The organism is Priestia megaterium, assembly GCF_041941685.1.
Lineage (GTDB): Bacteria > Bacillota > Bacilli > Bacillales > Bacillaceae_H > Priestia > Priestia megaterium_C.
On the sequence record NZ_CP130966.1, the window covers coordinates 46,349 to 68,180 of the forward strand.

A 21,832-nucleotide genomic window follows, 5' to 3' on the forward strand; every position below is an offset into this window, starting at 1 on the left:
GTTGTACAGCTACTCCCCTTTGGAGTATTAAGTTTGTTCAATGGTAACGTAAATCGATTGTATAAGTCAATTGATAACTTATGAGTAAGTATCTTTCAGAATGTTGTTCGTAGTGTTTATCTAACGTAACAAAAACAATTACTTTTGTTACAGATAATTCTGAAGTACAACATAGTCTAAAAAGGTACACCTTTTTATACGATAAGAAAACTATTAAAAAAACGTCTATTTAACTTCTAAAATAAACCTTATTGTACGTATAAAAAGTAATTAACCTTTTTATACGTTATGTCATATACTTAGACTATGTATACAATATGCTAGTTTATATAAAGCTGATTATGCTTAGTTTTACTTTCCAGCATATTATTATCCTACTGCATTGGGGTAGTTATCTGTTTTTGATGTATAGATTATTTATTCTCCAATACTTTATTATTTTGTAATAAACAGTAATTAATATATATATGTTACAATACTCCTTCATAACACCTATAGAAATATACACTAGACCAAGTATAATGAAGGATATGAGAATTACTAAAAAAGAGGTAACTATAATGTTAAAAAACAACCCAGAAAACCTACAAATGTTTAAGATAGACTACTCAGTATTAAAAAATAATAAAATAGTTAATGACTTTGTCATTATAAAATCTGTTAAGGATACAGATAAAATTGTAAAATTAGCTAAATTAGATATATCTACAAAGGAAAGAGTATTCATTCAAGATGTAAAAGTCTTAGAATTCAACCCCTTTTCATCTTAAACATATAACTCAAAGACATAAGAAAAAGAGTGAATGAGACATTAAATTTTGAGCAAACTACAAGAGAGGATTTATCCTCCCGACATTTTCTTTTTTCTGAGGTGCAAACGAAAAAACTACCCTACTCCCATTGAACTGCACCCCAATTGTTAGACAAAAACTAATAATTGGAGTTTAAGGAAGGGCTGCCCGTCTGGACTGGCAGCTTTTTTCTTCATTTTAGTAGCTCTTTTTCATAAAGTAATTCTCTCTTTAACGTGTCAAAGTCTTTTTTAGCTACTTTTTCAATCTCACCAAATAATTCATCACCTTTGATTAATCCTTTTTCTTCTAGTACTTCTACTAACACTTTAAATCTTATCCTAGATAACACAACCTCATTTACGGCATTAACCATCAACTTCTGATCTTCTGTAAGTTCTTTTTCTTTGGCTGGTTCTTGTTGTAACTTAATTCTAAATACGACTTTTGTGTCATCTGATATCTCTGCTGCTTGATAGAAAGTACTGTGTGAAATATTTTTCATTTTAAGTTTTTCATTTGTATCAACAATAGTAAGTTCAAAATTTGGGCTCTCAAAAAATAAGTCATATAAGTTATACTCTTTTTTTCCTATAACCGAAAATGCAAAACCAATCTTTTTTAGCTGCTCCCCTGTAGTGGAATGTGTAATTGTTTTTTCTTCGAAATTTTCAACGTTAAATTCAATATTATTGATAATTAGTTGTTCCAGTTTCAATTCAACCACCTCTTTATCTATATTAATACGACGAGTCTTAAAAGATTCCCTGTTTTCTCAAAATAAAAATGGACACTGAGGAATCAGTATCCTTAAAGGAAAATTTAATTAAATTTTTCTTCTGTAACCATAAACTGTACCACATTATTTAAATTGATATGCACTAGCTCTTTTTCATTCGAAATGAATCTTTCATCTTTTGTTATATGACTAATGACTTCTTTCTTTGATATGGCTTCAAATTTTAATTCCTTTGACCTGCCATTTATAAATTCAAAAATAACTTTAAATTTAAGCAAAGGTGTAGCACCTCTTTATCTACTTATTATTCTTGTTTCATTAATTCTTCTTCAAAGAAAAAAGTACTTGGATATTTATTGACCGTATAAGAGTATCTTTTCATGTTTTTTACATAATGACTTTTTAAGATTGTCACTAATTCATTCGATACTCTTATGTTTACTATTTCTCCATTAGTAAATGGTTTTACGCTCATAGCCCTCATCCTCTCTCGTATCAGAAATAATAAAATTTATCTTAAGACATAATTTAAATCTCTTAAGATTCTTTATTTTTACCCAGTTCTTTTGCCTGATATTTTTTTAGTTCTCCACAATCATAAGGATTACCAATTAAAGTTGCCGTGTGATTCTTATAATGGAGCTGAGAAAGGCTTACATCAATTCGTATAGGTTTTCTGATATATGTGTTAAAAAAGTAAGCAACCTTTCTTCGATAGTTGGTTCACGAAGGGATAGTTGTAGTTTGACACCTTACGGTGTGATAAACCTCAATACCTACTCATGAAGTACATAGTCATAAAACAGTAAGGGATTATTTTCTATACATTTTTTCACGCCATACGGTTTCTTTTCTGCCTCTACTTCTCTTACGCTCCGTTTTTGCCTTTTCATTACGAAGTGGTGCCACTTCCGTTAATTGGACAGGAGCCATATTGGATTCTTTTGTTAAGAGCTTTAAAGTGGCTGACAATAAAGTAACAGAATCCACTTCTTCTAATAACTTTTCCGCCACAGGTTTATATTCCCCGAACTCTCTCTTGTCGATGGTGTTCAAAACGCGGTGTATGATTGCTTCCTGATTTCCTGCCATTACTTCACTAGAAGTGGGAGGCGATTGTCTAGACATCTTTGTTTTCGTAACATCTTCAATCACTTTTAAGTGATGACGTTCTCTCGAAGTTATAAATGTAACCGCCATTCCCTTATTACCTGCCCGTCCTGTTCGACCAATGCGATGAACATAGCTTTCAGGATCCTGAGGAATATCAAAGTTATAGACATGACTGACACCTGTAATATCAAGTCCTCTTGCTGCAACATCGGTTGCGACCATAATCTCAATCGTATGCTCCTTGAATTGACGAATCACATCGGCACGTTTTGATTGGGTAAGGTCTCCATGAATGCCTTCTGCTGCATACCCACGTTTTTTCAACCCTTCGGCAAGTTCATCCACACGTTTTTTTGTTCGTCCAAACACAATAGCAAGGTCTGGTGCTTGAAGATCTACAAGATTACAAAGAACATCAAACTTTCGATTATCTGGAATTTCCACATAACGTTGCTCAATATTCTTTACTGTTAACTCCTTCGCTTTTACTCTCACGAGTTCAGGATTGTTCATAAATTTCTGGGCTAAACTTTGTACTTGCTTCGACATGGTTGCTGAAAATAGTAAGGTTTGATGGGGAGAAGAGATGCCACCAAGAATCGTTTGGATATCTTCAATAAAGCCCATGTTTAACATCTCATCTGCTTCATCTAGAACAGCCGTGCGAATATGATTTAAACGAATCGTCCTTCTTTTCATATGGTCCATAAGACGTCCAGGGGTTGCCGAGATAATATGCGGTCTGTTATTAAGGGCCTTGATTTGACGATTAATGTCCTGCCCCCCGTAAATGGGTAACGTTTTAACTCCTTTTACCTGTCCAATTCGATTTAACTCCTCAGCTACTTGAATCGCCAGTTCACGCGTCGGCGCTAGAACGATTCCCTGAATCGCTTCTTCATCAAGCTCAACTCGCTCTATAAGGGGTATACCAAAAGCTGTTGTCTTTCCAGTCCCTGTTTGAGCTTGTCCAATTAAATCTTTCCCCGTCATAGCTATTGGAATAGCTTCAGCCTGAATCGGCGTAGCCTCTTCAAAACCCAAGGTATGAATGGCCTTTTCAATTTCTTTACTTAAGTGAAAATCAGAAAAATTTTTCAACTATTTCGTGCTCCTTCTCTTACTTAAATTCAGAAACGAGCAAAGCACTCTTTAAAAAGAGATGTCGCTTTTTCATTCCTGCGTATTAATAAATCAATGTTACGATCAACGAACATCTTGTTTTAACGTATCCGTACAAGGCGAATTCATGCCTTATTTTATCCACCACGCCTACGTGTATTTATAACTTCTTATAGGACCGATCTATAAAGATTGGATGAGAAAAAATTTCTCTTATTAAAATCATCAAAAGGGTCCTTTGTGTGGCCATAAAATGAGAGCTCAAGAACGGTTTTTAGATGAGTCTTCTAATCTGCATCAAAAATAATTCATATCCTACATTTTTGTGTAAATTACCGAAAACTTCTGATTTTTTTAACTACAATTAAACTCCTTAACAAATTGATATCCTTATTTGCTTTATATTTCCAGTGTATGTTTTAACTAGTCTACACCTTGTACCGTTCGTTTTGTCTAAAAAACCAGACTTTTAAGTCTGGTTTTTCTAGCTAGTGGAATTAAAAGTAAAAAAGACTCCCAGGTGGAGTCTTTTTACTCATTTTGATTATGCTACTTTATGAACGTTAGCAGCTTGTGCTCCACGTTGACCTTGTTCGATATCAAACGTTACTTTTTGACCTTCGTCTAACGATTTAAAGCCTTCACTTTGAATAGAGCTGAAATGTACAAATACATCGTCTCCGCCTTCAATTTCAATAAAACCGAACCCTTTGTCTGCATTAAACCATTTTACTGTACCTTGTTCCATAATATTGCCTCCTGGTGTGGAATATTCCACACTTGTATTACTACCCTTGTCCAACCATACTATCTTAAGATGAAAATTTCTATGGAAGAGATTTCTCTTCTCTTAATCCTACACCGAACAAAAATAATTAACTTAATCATAACATATAGAACCGAATATAGCAAATGCAGGAAAAACGGCCCTTTCAAACGTGAAAATTCTATTGTAAAAAGATTAATTTAAGATCTACTAATGGTACATAAATTCAATTGACTTTCACCATTTGTGCACATATGTAGCTTACATACAAAATAGTAAGCGTGTTAAGAAACCTGCTGTTTTTGTGTAGATGAAATTTTTTATAAAATGGATATCTTGGGTATAATACCGGGTATATACGTGGTAGAGGGGGGATCGTTTGAGACTGAAGGATAGAGACTTTTATACAGATAGTAGAACCAATAAGGTATATAGATTAAATGAAGATGACAAGGGAAGCTGGTACCTGAGTACGCGTGATGATGAAGATATTCATAAAATGTCAAGAACTTCGGGGCGTAACATGATGAAATTGTTAAAAAGTTTTTATACCAAAATGAACGACAGTTGAACATTCATAGCTCTGAAAAAACTACCTTATCCTATAGTTCAATCATAGTAGAGGTAGTTTTTTGTTCGCCTTATATTAAAAAAATAGTGGCTCAAAACCTGTTGGAAAGGTACACGTTTATGAGCACTTTTAAATAGCTATGGCTGAAATAGTGCTAATACTTTTTTAATGAAACTGAATTTTTCTCCACATCCTTTTCCTTTCATTAAGAAAATACATTCACACATGTATGACAGTTGTCATACTAGTTACTTGACGTTTATATCTTTCATTACCAGCTACTATAATGTACTATTAATATAAAGAAGAGTTGAATATTAAACACGGTAAAGAGGCAAGGAGGAACACATGAGCAAACAAAAAACGACTGAATTAAGAAAAAATGTAGCACCTTTTGAAAAATCCAATACGAAATCGAGTATAAAGCAATTAATAAACACATTCCTTCCGTTTTTCCTACTTTGGTTTCTAGCTTATCAAAGTTTGTCCGTTTCTTATTGGCTAACACTACCATTATGTATTGTTACAGCCGGGTTCGTGGTCCGAATCTTCATTATTTTCCATGATTGTTGTCATCAATCATTTTTCAAAAGCCGAAAAGCGAATAATATCCTTGGTACAATCAGTGGGGTTATCACCATGTTTCCGTATGAACAGTGGAAACGAAGCCATTCCATTCATCATGCCACGAGTAGTAACTTAGATAAACGAGGAACTGGTGATGTGTGGGTCATGACGGTTGATGAATATGTTGCAGCTTCTTACTGGGGCCGGTTAGCATACCGAGTTTACCGCAATCCAATTGTTATGTTTGGACTAGGTCCCATCTATCTTTTCTTCGTTTCTAACCGATTGAATCGAAAAGACGCGAAACGAAAGGAACGATTGAACACATATTTAACCAATTTCTCAATTGTTGCAGTATATGCACTTTTATGTTGGGCTATTGGTTGGCAAGCTTTTCTGCTCGTTCAAGCTCCCATCCTTTTTGTAACAGGATCACTTGGAATTTGGCTATTTTACGTACAGCATCAATTTGAGGATTCCTACTTTGAAAACGAAAAGGAGTGGGATTACGTGAAGGCTGCGGTTGATGGTAGCTCCTATTACAAGCTCCCTAAAGTTTTACAATGGGTAACAGGTAATATTGGTTTCCATCACGTACATCATTTGGCTCCAAGGGTTCCAAACTATAATCTAGAAAAGGCGCATGAGTCTACGCCACCATTACAGAAAGCAACAACCATTACACTAAGCACAAGCTTGAAGTCCCTTCGTTTTCGACTTTTAGATCACCAAAATAAACGTTTTGTAAGCTTCAAAGAAATTAAGCATCTCGTAGACAATAAAAAATCGCGCGTGAATTTGAATAACAAAAGACCAAACCTCGATGAAAATTGAATATCCAGACGATAAAATCATTCAATTTTAATAAAAAAATACCTGGATTAGTTGAACTATAACCCGAATAAAGGTCACTACACAAAAAGTGTCCCTTATTCGGGATTTTTCACTTGAGCACTTTGTGAGATTTTCGTACGATTACATCATTTCTTTTCGTCTTTTAGTATCATCAATCATGAAGTTCTGTTTTTTGTACCAAATGGGGAGGAGATCATTGAAAAACTACTGAGATATTGGTATTATAACTATTGTTTTTGCAAAAGACCCTGAAGGGAATCTTATCGAAATACAAAATAGGAGAAAATAAAAAGAATATACCTATTTTGTACGAGAACCAGTGTAAACAGTGAAGTTGTTTTATTACCTGAAATCCCCTAGATAAGGTATAGTTAAAGCCGTCCACTATAAAAGAAAGAAATGCCAACATGCGTAAGCATACAAAATTATTTGAAAATCTAGTAAAAGAGAATAAAGAAGAATTGCTTAAAGATAAACAAGCAATTGAAAAACTTATAGAAAAGTGCCATGAAAATATAAAGCTAGCTTAACACAGCTAGCTTTATTTGTAGTTTATAGAGCTAGTTACCATAAAGCGAATTCTCGAAATTAAAGAATTAAGTACAATGACTTTTACTACGATAGGAACAACCTACTTATCTTAAAAAACTAATTACGTAGCCCATATTTTAAATGTTAAAATAATGAAAATTACCTTTTTAGATAAGGTAAGATCGGAGGACAAAATTTAATGAATAATTTGCACTTTCTAGGAGAAAAAATCGTAGAAAAAAAGTATGAAATTGCACATAAAGTACATACAAATAGAATGGTAGACCTTAAACAAACAAGGAATTTCAATCTCACAAATGAAAAAATTATTGAAATGAGAGCAAACTTCATCAACAATTTTGGAGAAGCAATCATGTTAAACCTCGATCAAAATACAAGTTTCGATCGAATATTGAAATGGGGCAAAGAGTCAGGAGAATTGGCATCAAATCTAGGGGTTTCTCTGAGTGAGGCTTTAGAGACCACAAGTTATTATCGGAAATTTATATGGGAAGTACTTAAAGAAGAAATAAAAAAATACAACATGCCGATAGACACTGTATTTGAATTAAGCTCGATTATTGATCCTTTATTAGATAAGGCTGTTTATGCTTTTAGTTTGACTTATGTTAATTTCCATCATGAAACATTAAAAAAAGCGAAGAGTGCCTTCCTTGAATTATCCGTCCCTATGGTCCCTATCACAAAAGGAATTGCTATACTCCCTCTAATTGGAGAGGTAGATACGGAAAGAGCCTCTCTCTTACTAGACGAAACGTTGAAGAAAGCAAATGAATTGAAATTATCTCACCTTCTATTTGATCTCTCTGGTGTTATGATTGTGGACACTATGGTTGCCCATCAAATTTTTAAAATCATTGAGGCATTAGATTTACTTGGGGTAAAAACCATGTTAATTGGTATCCGTCCTGAAGTTGCTCAGACCATGATACAACTTGGTATTAATTTTAGTAAAATAACTGTAAAATCAAACCTCGAACAAGCACTTCTTAGTTTGAATTTAACCATAGATACGTTAGAATAAATAGTCTTATCCAAATAGTATACGAATTGAATTCTATTTACCTTCAAAAAACTACTTAACGCCAGACAAGTTATCAATAATGATAAGCTAACTTAATACCATAAAGCATTAAATTGTCAATCTATTGGTAGGTTTTTCTTTTATTTGTATTTATTACCCAAAGGAGCACAAACCACATGTGGTTTGTGCTCCTTTGGGTATATATTATATTCACCTGAATTTTCCCGATTGATTTCTTCTAATAAATCTTTAATCTGTTTACATAAATTAATTCCCAAATTCAACATTTCGATTTCTTTTAACATCAAATTAGCTCCCTTATGAATAAATTATAAAAAGTTCTACCTTAAAGAGGAAATGGACTTTGAGACTTTCAAATATTTATCCTTGTTAAGGGGGTACTGAATAAGCATGATATATTTGTAGGTATAAAAGTGAAAGAGATAAATAAAAATGAATATTTAATTTATAAAACTAAGTTTCAATCTTTTAAAATCAACACATAAACTTTTATACAATTTTGTAAATAAAAAAGCTCTATGGAATATTCCCAGAACTTTTCTATAAATAATTGCAAATATACGATGTTATTTAACAGCTTGTTTTAATTCTTTTCCTGCTTTAAAAGCAGCCACTTTCGAAGCAGGAATATCTACTTCTTCACCTGTTTGAGGATTACGACCTGTTCGTGCTGCACGGTCCCGCACTTCAAATGTCCCAAATCCAATCAGTTGGATTTTTTCTTTCTTGGCAAGTGTGTTATAAATTGTTTCCAGTAGCGCATTTACAGCTTTTTCAGCATCTTTCTGTGTTAGTTCTGCTTTTGTTGCAACAGCCCTAACTAGTTCCATTTTATTCATATTCAAACACCTCCTCCTATTATTTTAAATTAGTATGTAGAGATGTTAACACAGCTTCTACACACTTGTTACCTTATAACATTAGATAGAAAGTGAAAAAACCCTTTTTTTGTATGATTTACATACGAAAATCCATATATTGTTTAGTATGATAAATTCCGCATAAGTGTACTTAGATGAAAAGTATAACTATAATTTTTATAGATTTATTTATCTATTTACTTCAGTATAGTCAAATTATTTATAAAGAATTATCTCTTTATTAGTAGACATAAAACAAAATACAAATCATTGGAGTTAGTATACAGGCATACGACCTGAACTTGCCCAAACCGTTGTTAGAAATGGGATCGATTTCTCATCTATTAAAACCTATGCAACGGTTAAACAAGCGATAGAAACTCAAAAAAGCTAGGAAATTAAGGTTCTCAGCTTTTTTTCATTAAGTTGATTTAAGATGTATATCATATGCAGAATTAGTATTTTATCGATACTATAGCAAAACAACCCTAGAGTTATAACTCTAGGGTTATCTAAGTAATCATTGCTAAGATAGAATAGACCTTATTTCCTTTTTCAATACGAATGTATTTTCACAAACTCATCTGCATTTCCGCGTATAGAGAAAACGTCTCTATTTCTCCTACATTCGGTGGAGTTCTAGATATTCTTTTAATGTTTGCTGTAACGTCCCTTTTGCTTCTGCCTTTTCCTCAAAAGAGATTCCTGAGTGAATCATTGTCCGCACCAAGTCAGCACGTAAACCTGTAAGAATGGCTTTACTTCCCATCATTGAAATGCCAGTTAATATTTTTTGAAAATGGTCAATGACATGCATCTCCATATTAGCCATTCCGGACAAATCTATAATTAATGTTTGAATCTTTAAATCCGAGATGGCTATCAAAACTTTCTCCTCAATCGTTTGGATACGATAGATGTCAACCATTCCGATCAACGGTAATACAGCTACAGATTGGCTAAGTGGGATAACGGGCACTGATAGATGTTCAACTAAGTCCCTCTGGGAGGCAATTAATTCATCTTTATACTTTGAATAACTAATGAGAAAAGTGTTAAGAAATTGATCAATCATATCATTAATACTCTTCTCTAAATCATAAAATTCTTCACGGCTATTAAAATGGTTATTGATTCGATCATATTGATAGAGAAAATGCCACAAGGTTCGCCTAATGGCCTGTACCCATTCTAGTTTGAAGGCAAGAGTTAAGGAGTACTCCGCCCAGGCTACCCCTTCTTGCTTAGCGAAAGCAATGAGTTGTTCTTCTTTTTGTTCTACGACATATAGAGCTAACTTTTGAGCATTTTTTAAAAGATCAATATTTCCAGTTTCTAAAATGTCAGTAATCTTAGTGGCTACGTTAACCGCCTCTGATAAGAGTTTATCCTGGAAATTTTGTTTATTATCTCTAATAAAATCGGTCATTTTCTCTCTCTGGTTATAAATAATTTCCATTTTGAATACGCCCCTTATTTGTTTTCTGATTATAGTTATCTTTAAGTAATCAATATCTCTAAATGAATTATTATCTATTTTCATTTTCATTCTTTGTATATAAAGAAAAGTCCTCCTTCCTTGTACTACCCACACTAGATATGTTTTTAGATAAAAAACAACAAGGCTTTTATAATGAACCTTTAAACCTGGATATACCCATGGTCATGCTCATTTTTTTCAACATGATAAAGGGTTAATTGAGGTCATTTTCGCTAGCCGATACCCATTCAGATAGTTCATCAAAAATAATCTGAACTTGTTTTTTATTTAACCCGTCAACGTTCTCCCAGGCGATAGACATATAACCTTCTAAATAATCAGGATAGGAAATAGAATCAGAAGCAAGTGCTTTATAGAACAAAGGATTACCGCCTTTATCTACTTCACCCTTACATCTATAGTTTTCAAACTTCCAACCATCTTTTGTTTTTATAAAATGATAAAGGTCATTTTGCCCCCATCTAGGACTGTAAATTTGCATTTTAAATTTAGATGCACTACTCAATTTCAGATACCTCCTACCTCTCAAAAAATGTCATTTTTAAATAAGATTCTTTGTATCTTTACCCCTAAAACATATATTTTATTTACATCTTTTTTACCATATATATCTGTAGTTCCTACCTATGTTGCATTTGTCGTATAGCGTTTAATCCTAATATAAAATTAAATTTTTACCTTTTTTACAAATTTATTTCAGTTTTTAAATCTTTATTTCAGTTATTGGAGGTAATAACTTATAAATATACCCTATGTTAAAATAGATTAAACTTTAATTTGTAAAATTTCTTTAAATAGTGAGAAAGGGGTTTGGTGATACATGACAATAATTAAAATCAAAGAAATGTTAGAAACTTTATTACGGTATGAAGATAGTGAAATCACTCATACCCTTTGTAGTGGAAATCATACCTTTTCTCTCAGTTACTCTAAAGAACTACAGACTTTTCAATTGAAGAATGTTGAAACGGGCCATATTGAACACTTTCGGGGTGTGGAGACTACATCTTTAGCTTTGTATAGAATAATAAGTATGGTGGAAAAAAAAGTCACTGAGTAATAATCCACTTTTAAAGTTTACATAACAACTCTTTCAGGAACCATTACTACTGACTGAATAACAATATGAATTAATATTCGCATCTAGTTAACATAGTTCAGATTCGAGGAACCAAATAAAAACGCCATCCCTTGGTGCTCAAGGGATGGCGTGATAGCAAAATTTATCGTTTATGCAGGATTTTATACATCCTTGATTTAGTAAGGTTTTGACGCTTTGACAAATGGCTCGTACTGTATAAAAATCTGTATAAATTAACGCTCTAATACTAAGTCTTTTTGTTGTTCTAGAAGCTCGTTAAATAAAATTTCTGCACCTCGTGGGCTTAATACGAATCCTTTTGCATACTCCTTATTTTGAGGAGTGATTTCACCTGTAATGACACATTCATTGTAGGGTGTATACTTCTTTAAAATAATTTGATCCTCCTCAACAAAGATTTCTACAGGGTCTTTTTCTTTAATAGCAAGAACCTTTCTTAGCTCAACTGGAATAACAACTCTTCCTAATCCATCTACTTTTCGTACAATACCTGTTGATTTCATTTCATATTCTCCTATTCTTATTGTTATATATAAATCAAACAAGACAATTGTACACATATTAACTTTTATAATAAACAAAAGCATGTTCTCATTAAATCCATCCATTGAAATTTCGATTTCATTTATCTTTGGTAATCTCATTTTTTAAACTTAAAGCAACAGTCATATATATTATTCAATACGTTCATACGTCCTTGTATCACCAAAGAAATTATCCCATATCAATTCTTTATCGGAAGGTGTCCTCCTCCATTAATTCCTTAATAAATTGATTTATCGTTTCCATTACTTCTGTACATTTTTCTACCGTCTGAATGTTAAAACGAACGAGATTCTCTAACTTCATTTCTCTATCTGTTTGTGCTTGAAATAAAGTGAGTGTTTCAAGCTGACCTTTTAAAAATTCTTGACGAGACACCTTCTTTTTCTTGTCCAATTCATCTATTTTTTTAACCGCAATTGGATCTACATTTCGAATTTTAATTTCCATTTTACCTAACCTCTCTTTTTCTAGTATTGCTCTCCTCCCTAAAAGAAAGAAGAGCATAAGGGGTTTTTGCCCCCACAGTCTGTATGGGGCTAGGCAAAGCCTAGCAAAACCATGGGGTCAAAGAAAAGCTAGTCATGTCCCTTTTACGTCCCCTTTTCACCCCTAAACAACGTTTTTTAGATTAATTATTTTCCTGTTAATGCCATTTATTCACTCTTAGTCCCCTTTGTGTCCCCCACTGTTTTTTCACTTTATGGCTAAATCTTGTTGCTTCTCATTTAACTTTTGGAGTTTTCCTTGCAAGCTTTTTTGTTCATCTTCATAGAGCTGAATGCTTTCATCACTGCATTGAATCGCATCTTTTTTTCGCAATTTTTGATTCTGTATCAGCTTTTCCATAGTTTTTTATTTTCTTTTTTACAACATCTTTTTCTAATTCATGTGAACCTGCATTTTTTTAGATCAATCATCATTTATAGAATAAAAATTGATTCATAAATGATAAAAAAGCACGCGTAAATCACTTGTATTGTAAGTAAAAAGAAATGGCTGTTTTGACCATGAACGTGCGGAAAAAATAAAAAAAAATCGCTTGCTTCCGTCTTATTTTTTTCAAAAAACACTTCAAAATGAAGTGACTCTTGAGGGGACATTTATCAAATATGAGGGTGCGGCGAAGGGGGTTCTGGCACAAATATTGTGATTATTGAAGGGCCTCTGAAGGGACTATCCTTCAATTTGAGGGTGCGCTGAGGGGGTTCTTGTAAACATTTCTTTGTACCCAAGGTTTTGTTAGGCTCTGCCTAACCCCACACAGCCTGTGGGGGCAAAAACCCCTTATGCTCTTCTCCTTATTTTTTAAGGGGCACCAGTATTTTAAGAATTTCAAACAAAATAGGGAACTTAAAATAAGAAATGTTGATCCTACTACTGTTAAAAAATCTCTGAGTTAGCAAAGAAACATGATCAATCATGACAGCAATTTTTAAAAAGTCAGATACACACGTTAGCTATTTCTAATCAACAGTCAGATCTAGAAGAACGTTTGGAAAATCTGCTTGAGGCTCACATTAAGATGATGGAACACTGGGCAATTTCAATGGAAAACTTGAATGATATTTTAAAAGAATTGATCAGAGAATATAAAGATGATGAATAAAACACTCCAAATGATTTCACTCGATGAAGACACCTATCAATACATTCAAAATTACATAATTGAACAAAAAATGAGCTATCTTGGCCATGCGATTGCTGACATTTGTAACAGATTCAGATACGAGCAATGGATAGAACGGATTTTAACAATCATTACAGAAACTGTTTCCATTGAGTTGAAAAATGATGTAAAAAAGGCACTCAAAAAAATTACAACTTGGCGTTAACAATGCTAATAAATATGCACAAATAGCCAATAATATAGGACAATTTCCACCCTCAGAATCCAACAAAAAAGCAGCTTCTGTATTAGGTAGAAACTGCCTCTATCATAATTTTTAAATTTTGCATAGTGTCATTTTTTATAGTCCTTTTTTAGAAAAAGGACTATAAAAAATGGCACTACCCAGAATGCCCTTTTACCCTTAACATTGAAGTTGTACTAATTCACTAAATTTCCAAAAATAATAAAAAATAAACATTATAACATACTTTAGAACACTTGAGGAGGGGAAACTTTTTTCCCCTCCCCTACTCTAAAAAACTCATATATGATAAAGATGATTCCTAAAGCAATATAGGATCACTCATAGCTAAATATACTTGTTTTGATATATTTTGCTAATTTTTATTGAATTATGAGACGACTTAACGCTATAATAAAACTAACAAAAACGTGCGGATAGAAAAAAGACTTCAACTGTTTAAGAAGTGTGAGTGCACTCTTAAACCGTTCCTCCTAGTTACGGTAGGAAAAACACTTGTCGAAGTCTCTTGTTAATAGAGTTAGTTTTTATAAAATAAAACTTATGGCTTTATTTTATATGAAATTAACATCTATTTCAAGGGCTTAGTTCATCAAAATCACGGCATTGTTTTCCTTTCATAAGGGAGACAGTGTCTTTTTTGTGTTCCCAAAAGGAGAAGATGAACAAATGACAAAGCTCTTTACCTGCTATTTAGAAGATGTAAATACCTTCAATGGACGATTCACATGGTTATGGAAAGAAAAACCTACCCTTCGTAAAAAGAAAGAAGCGTTTTTAGAAACACTTCGTACGTACTTTAAGCAACACCAAGTAGCCCTACATAAAGAATTCCCTAAAAAACGTATGGAAATGTTAGATTACGTGATTTATAACCTTGTTGCCACAGGCATTCAAGCGATTCACTCGAAAACACTCATGAAAAAATTTGAGGTATCCCAAAGTACCGTTTCTCGCTTTGTAAAATCGTTAAAGGCAACACCGTTTATGATCGTGGCACGTTATATCAAAGAAGATACAACAGGTGCTCATCCTGATAGCTATGTGTTTATCCTTAAAAGCCATAAGAACTTTAATCAAATTTGTGATGAAATCTTTTTTGCCCATGACACAACAGGTGTACAAACACTTCAACAAGAAGAAATGACCACTCCTGTGACAACTCCTGTGACAAGTCCAGAACGTGCTGAAAACGTTGGTACACCAAGCTTTGAGGACGAAAAAACATCGTCCCCCTTTATTAACCTTGATTTACCTAAAAATCATTTAAGTAATCATTTAATATCTGCTTCACAGTCATTTGCTTATATCAAAGGTGTGCCTAAAAAAGTAAATAACGTGTACGCAGGTAAATATGGTCATCAACTAAAAGACTTTTATGCTCGTATTCTTAATGCTGCAAAAGCTGTAAAACGAGATACAGAGATTGAGATTGTCAAAGAGCAAGTACATGAAGTCGCTTATACAGCGATTGTAGGCTTAGATAAGTATGTACATGAGGCTAATCATAAGGGTACTACCCTATCACTGGATGACATGTGCCGTCTTGTTTATCAAATTGCCTACAATCAATTTACAAATCTACTAAAAGGGAATAAGGAAGAACAATCATCTGAGTCAGACATACATACTGAAGCTGAAAAAGCAGCCCTATTTACGCCTAAACATATCATCCGTAAGGAATTGGTTCCTGCTTGGTTAAAAGCTGAACAGGAGCAAAAAGAGTGTACACAAGAAGAAGCTATTTCTCTGGATCAACAGCTTGAAATAATTCAATTAAAGCAAGATTTAGGGCAAGAATTAACGCCAGAAGAAGAAACCTTACTCCAAGAGCACAGTACAACGTACAGTTCGTTAGAAATGGCGCAGCTTAAACAAGATCTTGGACAAGCCTTAACACCAGAGGAACAAGCTTTATTACACGAACATGCCCAATTACAGGACACTGTTTCGTAATCAAAAAGCGAAGAAATCCCTTGGAAGCTGATGTTTAGTAAGAGTATTATTATTTAGAAATATGTTCTAAATAATTAATATATAAATCTATGTAGGAGGAGTTCACTATGCCCCATAAAATGACCCTAACAGGATCTGCGACAGGTCCATTACGAGAATACGATCGCTACGTTGCCTTCGATATGCGTGAAAAAGGTTCACCTTCTGCGCCTAAAGGTCTGAAGAAGAGTACGTTTATTTCGTATACCGTGTTTGTCGCCAAGAAAGCCTTTAATAAAACCGGACTTACAAAGAAAAGTATTATGCATGAAAAAATCTTAATCCAAGGGGAACCGACGTTAGATATTCCCATCGACGAATGCCCTGGGGAAATTGGAATCATTTGCTTTCAGATTACCGTTCTCCCGAATAAAAACGATAAAGAAGAGAATGAGTCGAAAGATAAAAAAGAAGCGAAACAAGAGGTCTCTAAGGCACAACAAGAGGTTACAGCTACCAAGCAGGAGGAAAAGCAAGATTCTGTTTCTCAGCCTGTAGCAACAGAAATGAAAACTATACAACCAGAAGTGAAAGAAACGCCTCTACAAGAGAAAAAGGCTGCGCCCCAAAAGAAGCAGCTACCGACTCAACCAAAAGGGACACAGGATGTCGTAAGTTTTGATGACATTATCGTTCCTGAAGCCTTCTTAAAGACACGTCCAAACCCTGTGAAAACAGAAGAAGTTGTTGAGTTTGTGAAGCGTACAGGACACCTTGACAAACCTTTAACGATTGAGAAAGGCTCTAAGGTCTTAAAAGACGGTTATCGTCGTTATATTGTGGCCAAAACTGTGAAAATGGACAAAGTTCCTGTTGTCTATGAGTATCAAAAATAAGGATGCAGGAGTTTATTAGATGAATAATAAACAAAAAGAAATTGAATATATTAAAGGTGGCTGATGAATTGGAAAAGCATCGAGAACCCCTTACAAATTTAGGTTTGAATGCATCCTTTTTGAATACGGCTAATAGAAAGCTATATCAAGTTGTTCATTAAATCGAAGAACCTGAAGAGGACAATGAAAAAGAAATTAAAGGAGCGTCCTTTCATGAAGATGAAAAGATCATTGTGTTCAAAAATGGGGATATTAAAACGATTAAATACTTTAATCAAGAAGAAAATTGATTAAAGGCTGTTGTTAAAAATGAATTTAAAGCAAAATAATTAGAATTTTAATTAAAGAATACTTCAAATATATAATAGTTTTAAAATTTCTCTGTATGTACTCTATACAGAGAAATTTTTTATGAATAAATTAAACAAGAGTTTTCAAAAAGATTTAAGTTCAACTCAAGATGAACTTATACTAAATATAGTAATCTTAAATTGAATAAAGGCTTTGAAATATGAAATTAGTTGAACTAGAGTTGCACTAACGTAACGCTATGCGTATGACGGCGTTATGTACTTTAAATCTTTTAAGTGAAGGTTTTTTGAGTGTTTTATAAATACCGATAGAAACGCTCTGTAGCGAGTAGCGTTTTATAGAATTTTGTTAATTCCTCAAAATGAGAGTCTTAAAAGAAAAAGCAGCCACCCAACCATCAATAACTCTTGAGATTTTTATATTAAAAGGTAAATGTATTAATATCATTTTTTGAAGAAGCATGTTAAATATTAAAAATGAAGGTTTCTATGTAATGCGTAACGCATAGCGTACGCTGGCATTCTTGATGAAAAAAACCTTTCTAAAGAGGGTTTTTTAGTTCATTATAGAAGTTTATATAACGCGACATGACGATGGGCGTTATATAGATAATAGCTGTACCCTCAGTTAACATACTTTATATAAAAGGCGGCCACGTAGTGGTGCCGACGAGTATTATAAAAACGTTTAGTAGTAAATCAAAAGATGAGAAAGGTAAACAGATATGTAATATATATATAAATGATCTTGCTAATAGAATCTATTCTTATGTTAGTAACGCTATCCGCGCAACGCCGTTTTGAATAATTATCGTTGATATATTAAGGTTATTTCATTTAATATAGAAAAAGTATAACGAGGTATAACGGGGGGCGTTTTTTATTATGGAAGAGAGAGTGTATTGGACGGCCGAGGCAGCAGACATGGTAGGGATCGGAACATCCACTATTCGTAAATATGCACTTGCATTAGAAGCAAAAGGATATAATATTCAACGTAATGATAAACAGCAAAGAGCTTTCACCAAGAAAGATATTGCAGCTTTAAAAAGGATAGTGGAACTAACTCAAGCAGGCGTTATGACGCTAGATAGCGCAGTAAATACAGTTATTAATGAATTTGCTGGAGAAGATCCAAGTGAGGAACTAAAGAACGAGGATAATGCTGATAACAAGGTTTATTCTACTAATGATGTTGCTGCTATTTTAGAACATGTAAAAAAACAAGATGAGCGATTAGATAGGATAGAGCGTTTTAATCGTGAGTTAATTAACCGTTTGGATGAGCAAACCAAGTACATAACAGAAAGTATTAACAAGAGAGATGATCAGATAACAAGTGCTATTAGAGAGCTTCAGGATACAAAAAGGCTTTTAGCAACCAGTACAGAAGAAAAAGCAGAACATTCAAAGGGGTTCTTATCCAAACTCTTTGGAAAAAAATGATATAAAAAAGACCTCTGCATGAGGTCTTTTTTATATTAGCAAAATCATCTTCTTATATAAAATATTTAAAACTATAACATATCCGCAACAAAGACCGCCCATTATGTATTAGTGTATAAGGCGGTCTTAACTATATTCATGCTATATGTCTATGACAAAAATATCGACATTATTCTATAACCTTTTAGATATTAAAATGGTTTTTTCTCTATTTCTTTCTAAAGCATATGATAGGTAGCTTGTACAATATGAATAAATTTGAATAAACCTGATTATATAATCCCAAATTTGGACATTTTACTAATATAGAGGAGGCGTAAAAAATGTTATGGTGGAAAAATCCGAAGAGGTCTAAATTTGGCAAATGGCTTGATTCAGAAGGAATTCAGCAAACAGACTTTGCTACAAAGAGTAAAGTTTCTAGAAATACAGTTTGGAAGCTTTGTAACGATAAAAATTACATACCTAGTGCATACATTTTAAAGAAAGTTATGAACGCTGTAAAAAGAGTAGACAATAGTAAACACCAAAAAGATTTTTTTGATATATAAAAAGGCTACCTCATTCCTGTTTTGAGGCAGCTTTTTTATTTTCTTCGTCATTAAGTGAGATTAATTTTAATTCCACTAGAAGAAGCAGATGTTCTTGGTCTTCCATCTCTTTGCTGTTTCGCAGAACTCCTATGTTTCTCCATGAGTTCATGAATGCTTGCCACTTGTATAATTCGAATATAATCTGAAGAAACAGCATAACGAACAGGTGTAATCAAAATCACAGAAGGGAAGATGGCTGATCGGTCTTCTGGCTGCCACTGCAATGCTTTCCACTCATCCGAAAAGAAAAACTCCTCGTATAGGTTGATCTTCGCTTGCATTTTCTGATCCGAATACTGGTTTCGTTGCATTTCAATCCAAAAGGGAGATCCTTTGAAAATACAAAACAGATCGGGTTCAATCCCTCCTTTTCGTCCAGTGGGCTTATCTTCCACAATGACATTCTTAGGCATACTATACGAACACATTTGCTTATAGACATCCAAGATAGAAAGGAAATGTAATATTTTTTGAGAGTTCTTTTTGATCTTCGCATCCACAGGTAAGTAGACCGTCGGAGAATACTGCTGTGTGCGTCCAATGAGACCCAAGCGATACAAACGTACTATGACACTATTACACGCATTTACGGGCGATTTCAGCTGTTTGAAGAACAGTTCCACTAATGAGTCTCGATCTACAGCCCGAAACTGATTGATAAACCCAATGATGTCTTTATCACGCTGAGATAACCGAAAGCTCATTTTTATTCCTCCCTCTCCAATAATCTAAAGATGGATTGTGATGCAACTTCTATATCAGGATCAATCCCATTTAGTAAAGAAAAAGCGTACCGAGTGTACGTATGATGGTTATCGATTTGATGAATTTTCGCAAACAGATAGGAGGTATGGTCTCCTCGTTTAACCATTCGGTAAATCTCTGCCGTACGAGACGCTTTAATCAATTGGCTGCGCAACTTGAGCTTTTCAAACATCAACATTCCTCCTCAAAACATAAAGGTCGCAAAAAAGTAAATCAAAGCGCTATAGAAAGTGACAGGCAAGATAAAGCGCATCACCTTTGCGAACTGATCCACAAGATCAATCACACCCCATCGCTCTAATAACCGTTCGATGAGGGCAATTCCTAAGACAATACCTCCTATGGTCAGAATAGTGGGGTCAAGCATGGCGAGTGGACTAAATGGAACAAAAGAATAAGCCTTGAAGAGACGAGGTCTCGTAAGAGATGATGGGGGGTTAAAGGATAGATCTTTTGAAAAGAAAACCTTTGTGTTTTTCTCATGTTGGTACCTTCTTTCATTCGTTTAATTTTTTTGCCTTTGATTTATGCATTATTTCAGCTTAACGCATCCGGTCGCCCCCTTCGCCTCTTCGGCTCAGCTCCCTTACAGATTCTATGAAGGGCTTCACTAGGGGCATAAAGCTTGTATTAACGCAGTAACGCTACTGAAATAGATACTGATTAAGTAATGGAGTCATGATTCTTTAGATACTATGTAGCTACAGCAGCAAGGTTGCCTGTCTACTTAAAAAATAAAAAAGAACCCTTACTGCAGTAGGGGATCAGTAGATGGTGATGTAAGAGGTGCTTGGCTTTTATATGTTGAGGATTGGTCTAGTGGCTTATATTTTTCATGAAATGGACGAGAGATCTAAAGATGTCTCAAGGACTAAAGTTGAACGTAATAATAAAAAAGGAACTGACAATTGAATGTCAGTTCCTTTGTATTGTATAAATGTAGTCATTCTTCATCTTCATAAATAAATAAGCCATTTACGAAGGTCTCGAAATCAGGAGCTAATTCAAAAATAAGTGTGTCTGATCCCCATTCTAGATCCATATAAATTATAGGAGGGTTATCTTTTGTATTCCGATAATCGAATGCAACCCACCAATGTCCCTCTCCACCTAGTAGAACAATATCCTTTGGTAAATCCCATTCTTCTATATAATAGTCACTAGATAAAATGCCTTCTTTTCCTATTCCATAAATTTCAGGGAGGTTTACATGATGGGCTGCCCAATTTGTTGGAACGGAGGTAGGGTAGTCACAATATTTTAAAGAGCCTCCATTTTGCATTTTACATAACTCAATATAGGATTTTGGCAACTTCACACCCAACTTCTTTTCGGCATCTTTGACCATTTCTTCTGTTAATTTCTTTGATTGACTGTATCCATCATCCCAAATATCTCTCATTCCCCAACCCTTTCAATCAATACCAACTAAATGCTTTTCTTCATGCCACATTCTCTACATTCACGTAAGAAAACGCCACCTTTTACGGAACTTTTGAAGTAAGCTGAGTTGCAGTTGTCGCATCTGCCACTGACCTTATCCGGAAATTCAGCATAGTCATACACTTTGTTAAGATCGATTTCTTGCTGCTCTTTCTCTTCCATGTTGATCACTCTTTTCTAATTGGCTCTTATTAGATTACCACAAAATTGAAGTTGAAATTATTTTATGTGAAACGAACATCTATTAGCTCACTTAACCTCATGGACGGAGATTTGGACGACTCTGACTGTCCTTCAGATAGTTTAATCTTCATCCTCATTCACAAATTTCATCTCGCCATTCAGTCGTGATTTGTTATCTAATCAACTTATGACTTTCCCAACATGCTACACTCCCCGTTCAGTTTCCATTCGGGATAAGTTGGGTGATGACAGGTTTTGC

Annotated in this window: 26 protein-coding genes; 10 read left to right on the top strand and 16 right to left on the bottom strand. The window is 34.0% G+C overall.

Going from position 1 to position 21,832, the window contains the following annotated elements; translation table 11 throughout:
• Positions 1-560: 560 nt before the first annotated feature.
• Positions 561-770: a hypothetical protein gene (locus tag Q5794_RS31070; protein WP_374989598.1), complete on the top strand. Its 210-nt coding sequence runs from the start codon at positions 561-563 to the stop codon at positions 768-770.
• Between the two features lie 214 nt (positions 771-984).
• On the opposite strand, the gene Q5794_RS31075 is transcribed toward Q5794_RS31070, so the two are convergent.
• The 5 genes from Q5794_RS31075 to Q5794_RS31095 form a co-directional block, all read right to left on the bottom strand.
• A complete protein-coding gene (locus Q5794_RS31075) occupies positions 985-1,509 on the bottom strand; it encodes a hypothetical protein (protein WP_374989599.1) in 525 nt (174 codons plus the stop codon).
• A gap of 104 nt (positions 1,510-1,613) precedes the next feature.
• Positions 1,614-1,808: a hypothetical protein gene (locus Q5794_RS31080; RefSeq protein WP_374989600.1), complete on the bottom strand. Its 195-nt coding sequence runs from the start codon at positions 1,806-1,808 to the stop codon at positions 1,614-1,616.
• Between the two features lie 26 nt (positions 1,809-1,834).
• A complete protein-coding gene (locus tag Q5794_RS31085) occupies positions 1,835-2,005 on the bottom strand; it encodes a hypothetical protein (RefSeq protein ID WP_214989313.1) in 171 nt (56 codons plus the stop codon).
• Positions 2,006-2,343: 338 nt separating this feature from the next.
• Positions 2,344-3,744, bottom strand: a complete 1,401-nt coding sequence (locus Q5794_RS31090) for a DEAD/DEAH box helicase (RefSeq protein ID WP_374989601.1) — start codon at positions 3,742-3,744, stop codon at positions 2,344-2,346.
• Positions 3,745-4,309: 565 nt separating this feature from the next.
• Complete coding sequence (locus Q5794_RS31095; RefSeq protein WP_047934552.1) at positions 4,310-4,513, bottom strand: cold-shock protein; 204 nt, start codon at positions 4,511-4,513, stop codon at positions 4,310-4,312.
• 937 nt (positions 4,514-5,450) lie between these two features.
• On the opposite strand from Q5794_RS31095, the gene Q5794_RS31100 reads away from it, so the two are divergent.
• From Q5794_RS31100 to Q5794_RS31110, 3 genes are all read left to right on the top strand, one after another.
• Positions 5,451-6,503 (top strand): fatty acid desaturase, encoded by a 1,053-nt coding sequence (locus Q5794_RS31100; protein WP_374989602.1) that lies wholly within the window; start codon positions 5,451-5,453, stop codon positions 6,501-6,503.
• Between the two features lie 428 nt (positions 6,504-6,931).
• A complete protein-coding gene (locus Q5794_RS31105) occupies positions 6,932-7,054 on the top strand; it encodes an FbpB family small basic protein (protein ID WP_328257585.1) in 123 nt (40 codons plus the stop codon).
• Between the two features lie 200 nt (positions 7,055-7,254).
• The gene (locus tag Q5794_RS31110) at positions 7,255-8,100 is read left to right on the top strand and encodes an STAS domain-containing protein (RefSeq protein ID WP_214989226.1); all 846 of its coding nucleotides are present in this window, start codon (positions 7,255-7,257) and stop codon (positions 8,098-8,100) included.
• 140 nt (positions 8,101-8,240) lie between these two features.
• Here Q5794_RS31110 and Q5794_RS31115 read toward each other — a convergent pair whose 3' ends face one another.
• The 4 genes from Q5794_RS31115 to Q5794_RS31130 form a co-directional block, all read right to left on the bottom strand.
• On the bottom strand, positions 8,241-8,405 hold the full coding sequence (locus tag Q5794_RS31115; protein WP_374989603.1) for a hypothetical protein: 165 nt from the start codon (positions 8,403-8,405) through the stop codon (positions 8,241-8,243).
• A gap of 282 nt (positions 8,406-8,687) precedes the next feature.
• Entirely contained in the window at positions 8,688-8,960 is a 273-nt protein-coding gene (locus Q5794_RS31120; protein ID WP_116079361.1) for an HU family DNA-binding protein, read from the bottom strand.
• A gap of 643 nt (positions 8,961-9,603) precedes the next feature.
• A complete protein-coding gene (locus Q5794_RS31125; RefSeq protein WP_374989604.1) occupies positions 9,604-10,440 on the bottom strand; it encodes an STAS domain-containing protein in 837 nt (278 codons plus the stop codon).
• A gap of 235 nt (positions 10,441-10,675) precedes the next feature.
• Positions 10,676-10,987 (bottom strand): hypothetical protein, encoded by a 312-nt coding sequence (locus Q5794_RS31130; RefSeq protein ID WP_374989605.1) that lies wholly within the window; start codon positions 10,985-10,987, stop codon positions 10,676-10,678.
• A gap of 315 nt (positions 10,988-11,302) precedes the next feature.
• On the opposite strand from Q5794_RS31130, the gene Q5794_RS31135 reads away from it, so the two are divergent.
• Positions 11,303-11,542: a hypothetical protein gene (locus Q5794_RS31135; protein WP_374989606.1), complete on the top strand. Its 240-nt coding sequence runs from the start codon at positions 11,303-11,305 to the stop codon at positions 11,540-11,542.
• A 254-nt stretch (positions 11,543-11,796) separates the two neighbouring features.
• Here the strand turns inward: Q5794_RS31135 and Q5794_RS31140 are convergent, their stop codons facing one another.
• From Q5794_RS31140 to Q5794_RS31150, 3 genes are all read right to left on the bottom strand, one after another.
• Complete coding sequence (locus Q5794_RS31140; protein ID WP_374989607.1) at positions 11,797-12,087, bottom strand: AbrB/MazE/SpoVT family DNA-binding domain-containing protein; 291 nt, start codon at positions 12,085-12,087, stop codon at positions 11,797-11,799.
• A 229-nt stretch (positions 12,088-12,316) separates the two neighbouring features.
• Positions 12,317-12,577 (bottom strand): hypothetical protein, encoded by a 261-nt coding sequence (locus tag Q5794_RS31145; RefSeq protein WP_374989608.1) that lies wholly within the window; start codon positions 12,575-12,577, stop codon positions 12,317-12,319.
• A 246-nt stretch (positions 12,578-12,823) separates the two neighbouring features.
• On the bottom strand, positions 12,824-12,976 hold the full coding sequence (locus Q5794_RS31150; RefSeq protein ID WP_374989609.1) for a hypothetical protein: 153 nt from the start codon (positions 12,974-12,976) through the stop codon (positions 12,824-12,826).
• Between the two features lie 749 nt (positions 12,977-13,725).
• Between Q5794_RS31150 and Q5794_RS31155 the strand changes: the two genes are divergently transcribed.
• The 5 genes from Q5794_RS31155 to Q5794_RS31175 all read left to right on the top strand — a co-directional run bounded on the left by Q5794_RS31155 (position 13,726) and on the right by Q5794_RS31175 (position 19,140).
• Positions 13,726-13,962: a hypothetical protein gene (locus tag Q5794_RS31155; RefSeq protein WP_374989610.1), complete on the top strand. Its 237-nt coding sequence runs from the start codon at positions 13,726-13,728 to the stop codon at positions 13,960-13,962.
• Positions 13,963-14,670: 708 nt separating this feature from the next.
• Positions 14,671-15,957 carry a replication protein gene (locus Q5794_RS31160; protein ID WP_374989611.1) on the top strand — a complete coding sequence of 429 codons (1,287 nt, stop codon included), beginning with the start codon at positions 14,671-14,673 and terminating at the stop codon, positions 15,955-15,957.
• A gap of 107 nt (positions 15,958-16,064) precedes the next feature.
• Positions 16,065-16,832 (top strand): plasmid stabilization protein, encoded by a 768-nt coding sequence (locus Q5794_RS31165; protein WP_374989612.1) that lies wholly within the window; start codon positions 16,065-16,067, stop codon positions 16,830-16,832.
• Between the two features lie 1,196 nt (positions 16,833-18,028).
• A complete protein-coding gene (locus Q5794_RS31170) occupies positions 18,029-18,589 on the top strand; it encodes a DUF3967 domain-containing protein (RefSeq protein ID WP_374989613.1) in 561 nt (186 codons plus the stop codon).
• A 323-nt stretch (positions 18,590-18,912) separates the two neighbouring features.
• Positions 18,913-19,140 (top strand): transcriptional regulator, encoded by a 228-nt coding sequence (locus Q5794_RS31175; protein ID WP_374989614.1) that lies wholly within the window; start codon positions 18,913-18,915, stop codon positions 19,138-19,140.
• A gap of 50 nt (positions 19,141-19,190) precedes the next feature.
• Here the strand turns inward: Q5794_RS31175 and Q5794_RS31180 are convergent, their stop codons facing one another.
• The 4 genes from Q5794_RS31180 to Q5794_RS31195 all read right to left on the bottom strand — a co-directional run bounded on the left by Q5794_RS31180 (position 19,191) and on the right by Q5794_RS31195 (position 21,552).
• Positions 19,191-19,886: a hypothetical protein gene (locus Q5794_RS31180; protein ID WP_374989615.1), complete on the bottom strand. Its 696-nt coding sequence runs from the start codon at positions 19,884-19,886 to the stop codon at positions 19,191-19,193.
• A gap of 2 nt (positions 19,887-19,888) precedes the next feature.
• Positions 19,889-20,119 (bottom strand): hypothetical protein, encoded by a 231-nt coding sequence (locus tag Q5794_RS31185; protein WP_374989616.1) that lies wholly within the window; start codon positions 20,117-20,119, stop codon positions 19,889-19,891.
• A 771-nt stretch (positions 20,120-20,890) separates the two neighbouring features.
• Positions 20,891-21,349 carry an SMI1/KNR4 family protein gene (locus tag Q5794_RS31190; protein ID WP_215055162.1) on the bottom strand — a complete coding sequence of 153 codons (459 nt, stop codon included), beginning with the start codon at positions 21,347-21,349 and terminating at the stop codon, positions 20,891-20,893.
• 26 nt (positions 21,350-21,375) lie between these two features.
• Positions 21,376-21,552 carry a hypothetical protein gene (locus Q5794_RS31195; RefSeq protein WP_374989617.1) on the bottom strand — a complete coding sequence of 59 codons (177 nt, stop codon included), beginning with the start codon at positions 21,550-21,552 and terminating at the stop codon, positions 21,376-21,378.
• Positions 21,553-21,832: the final 280 nt, after the last annotated feature.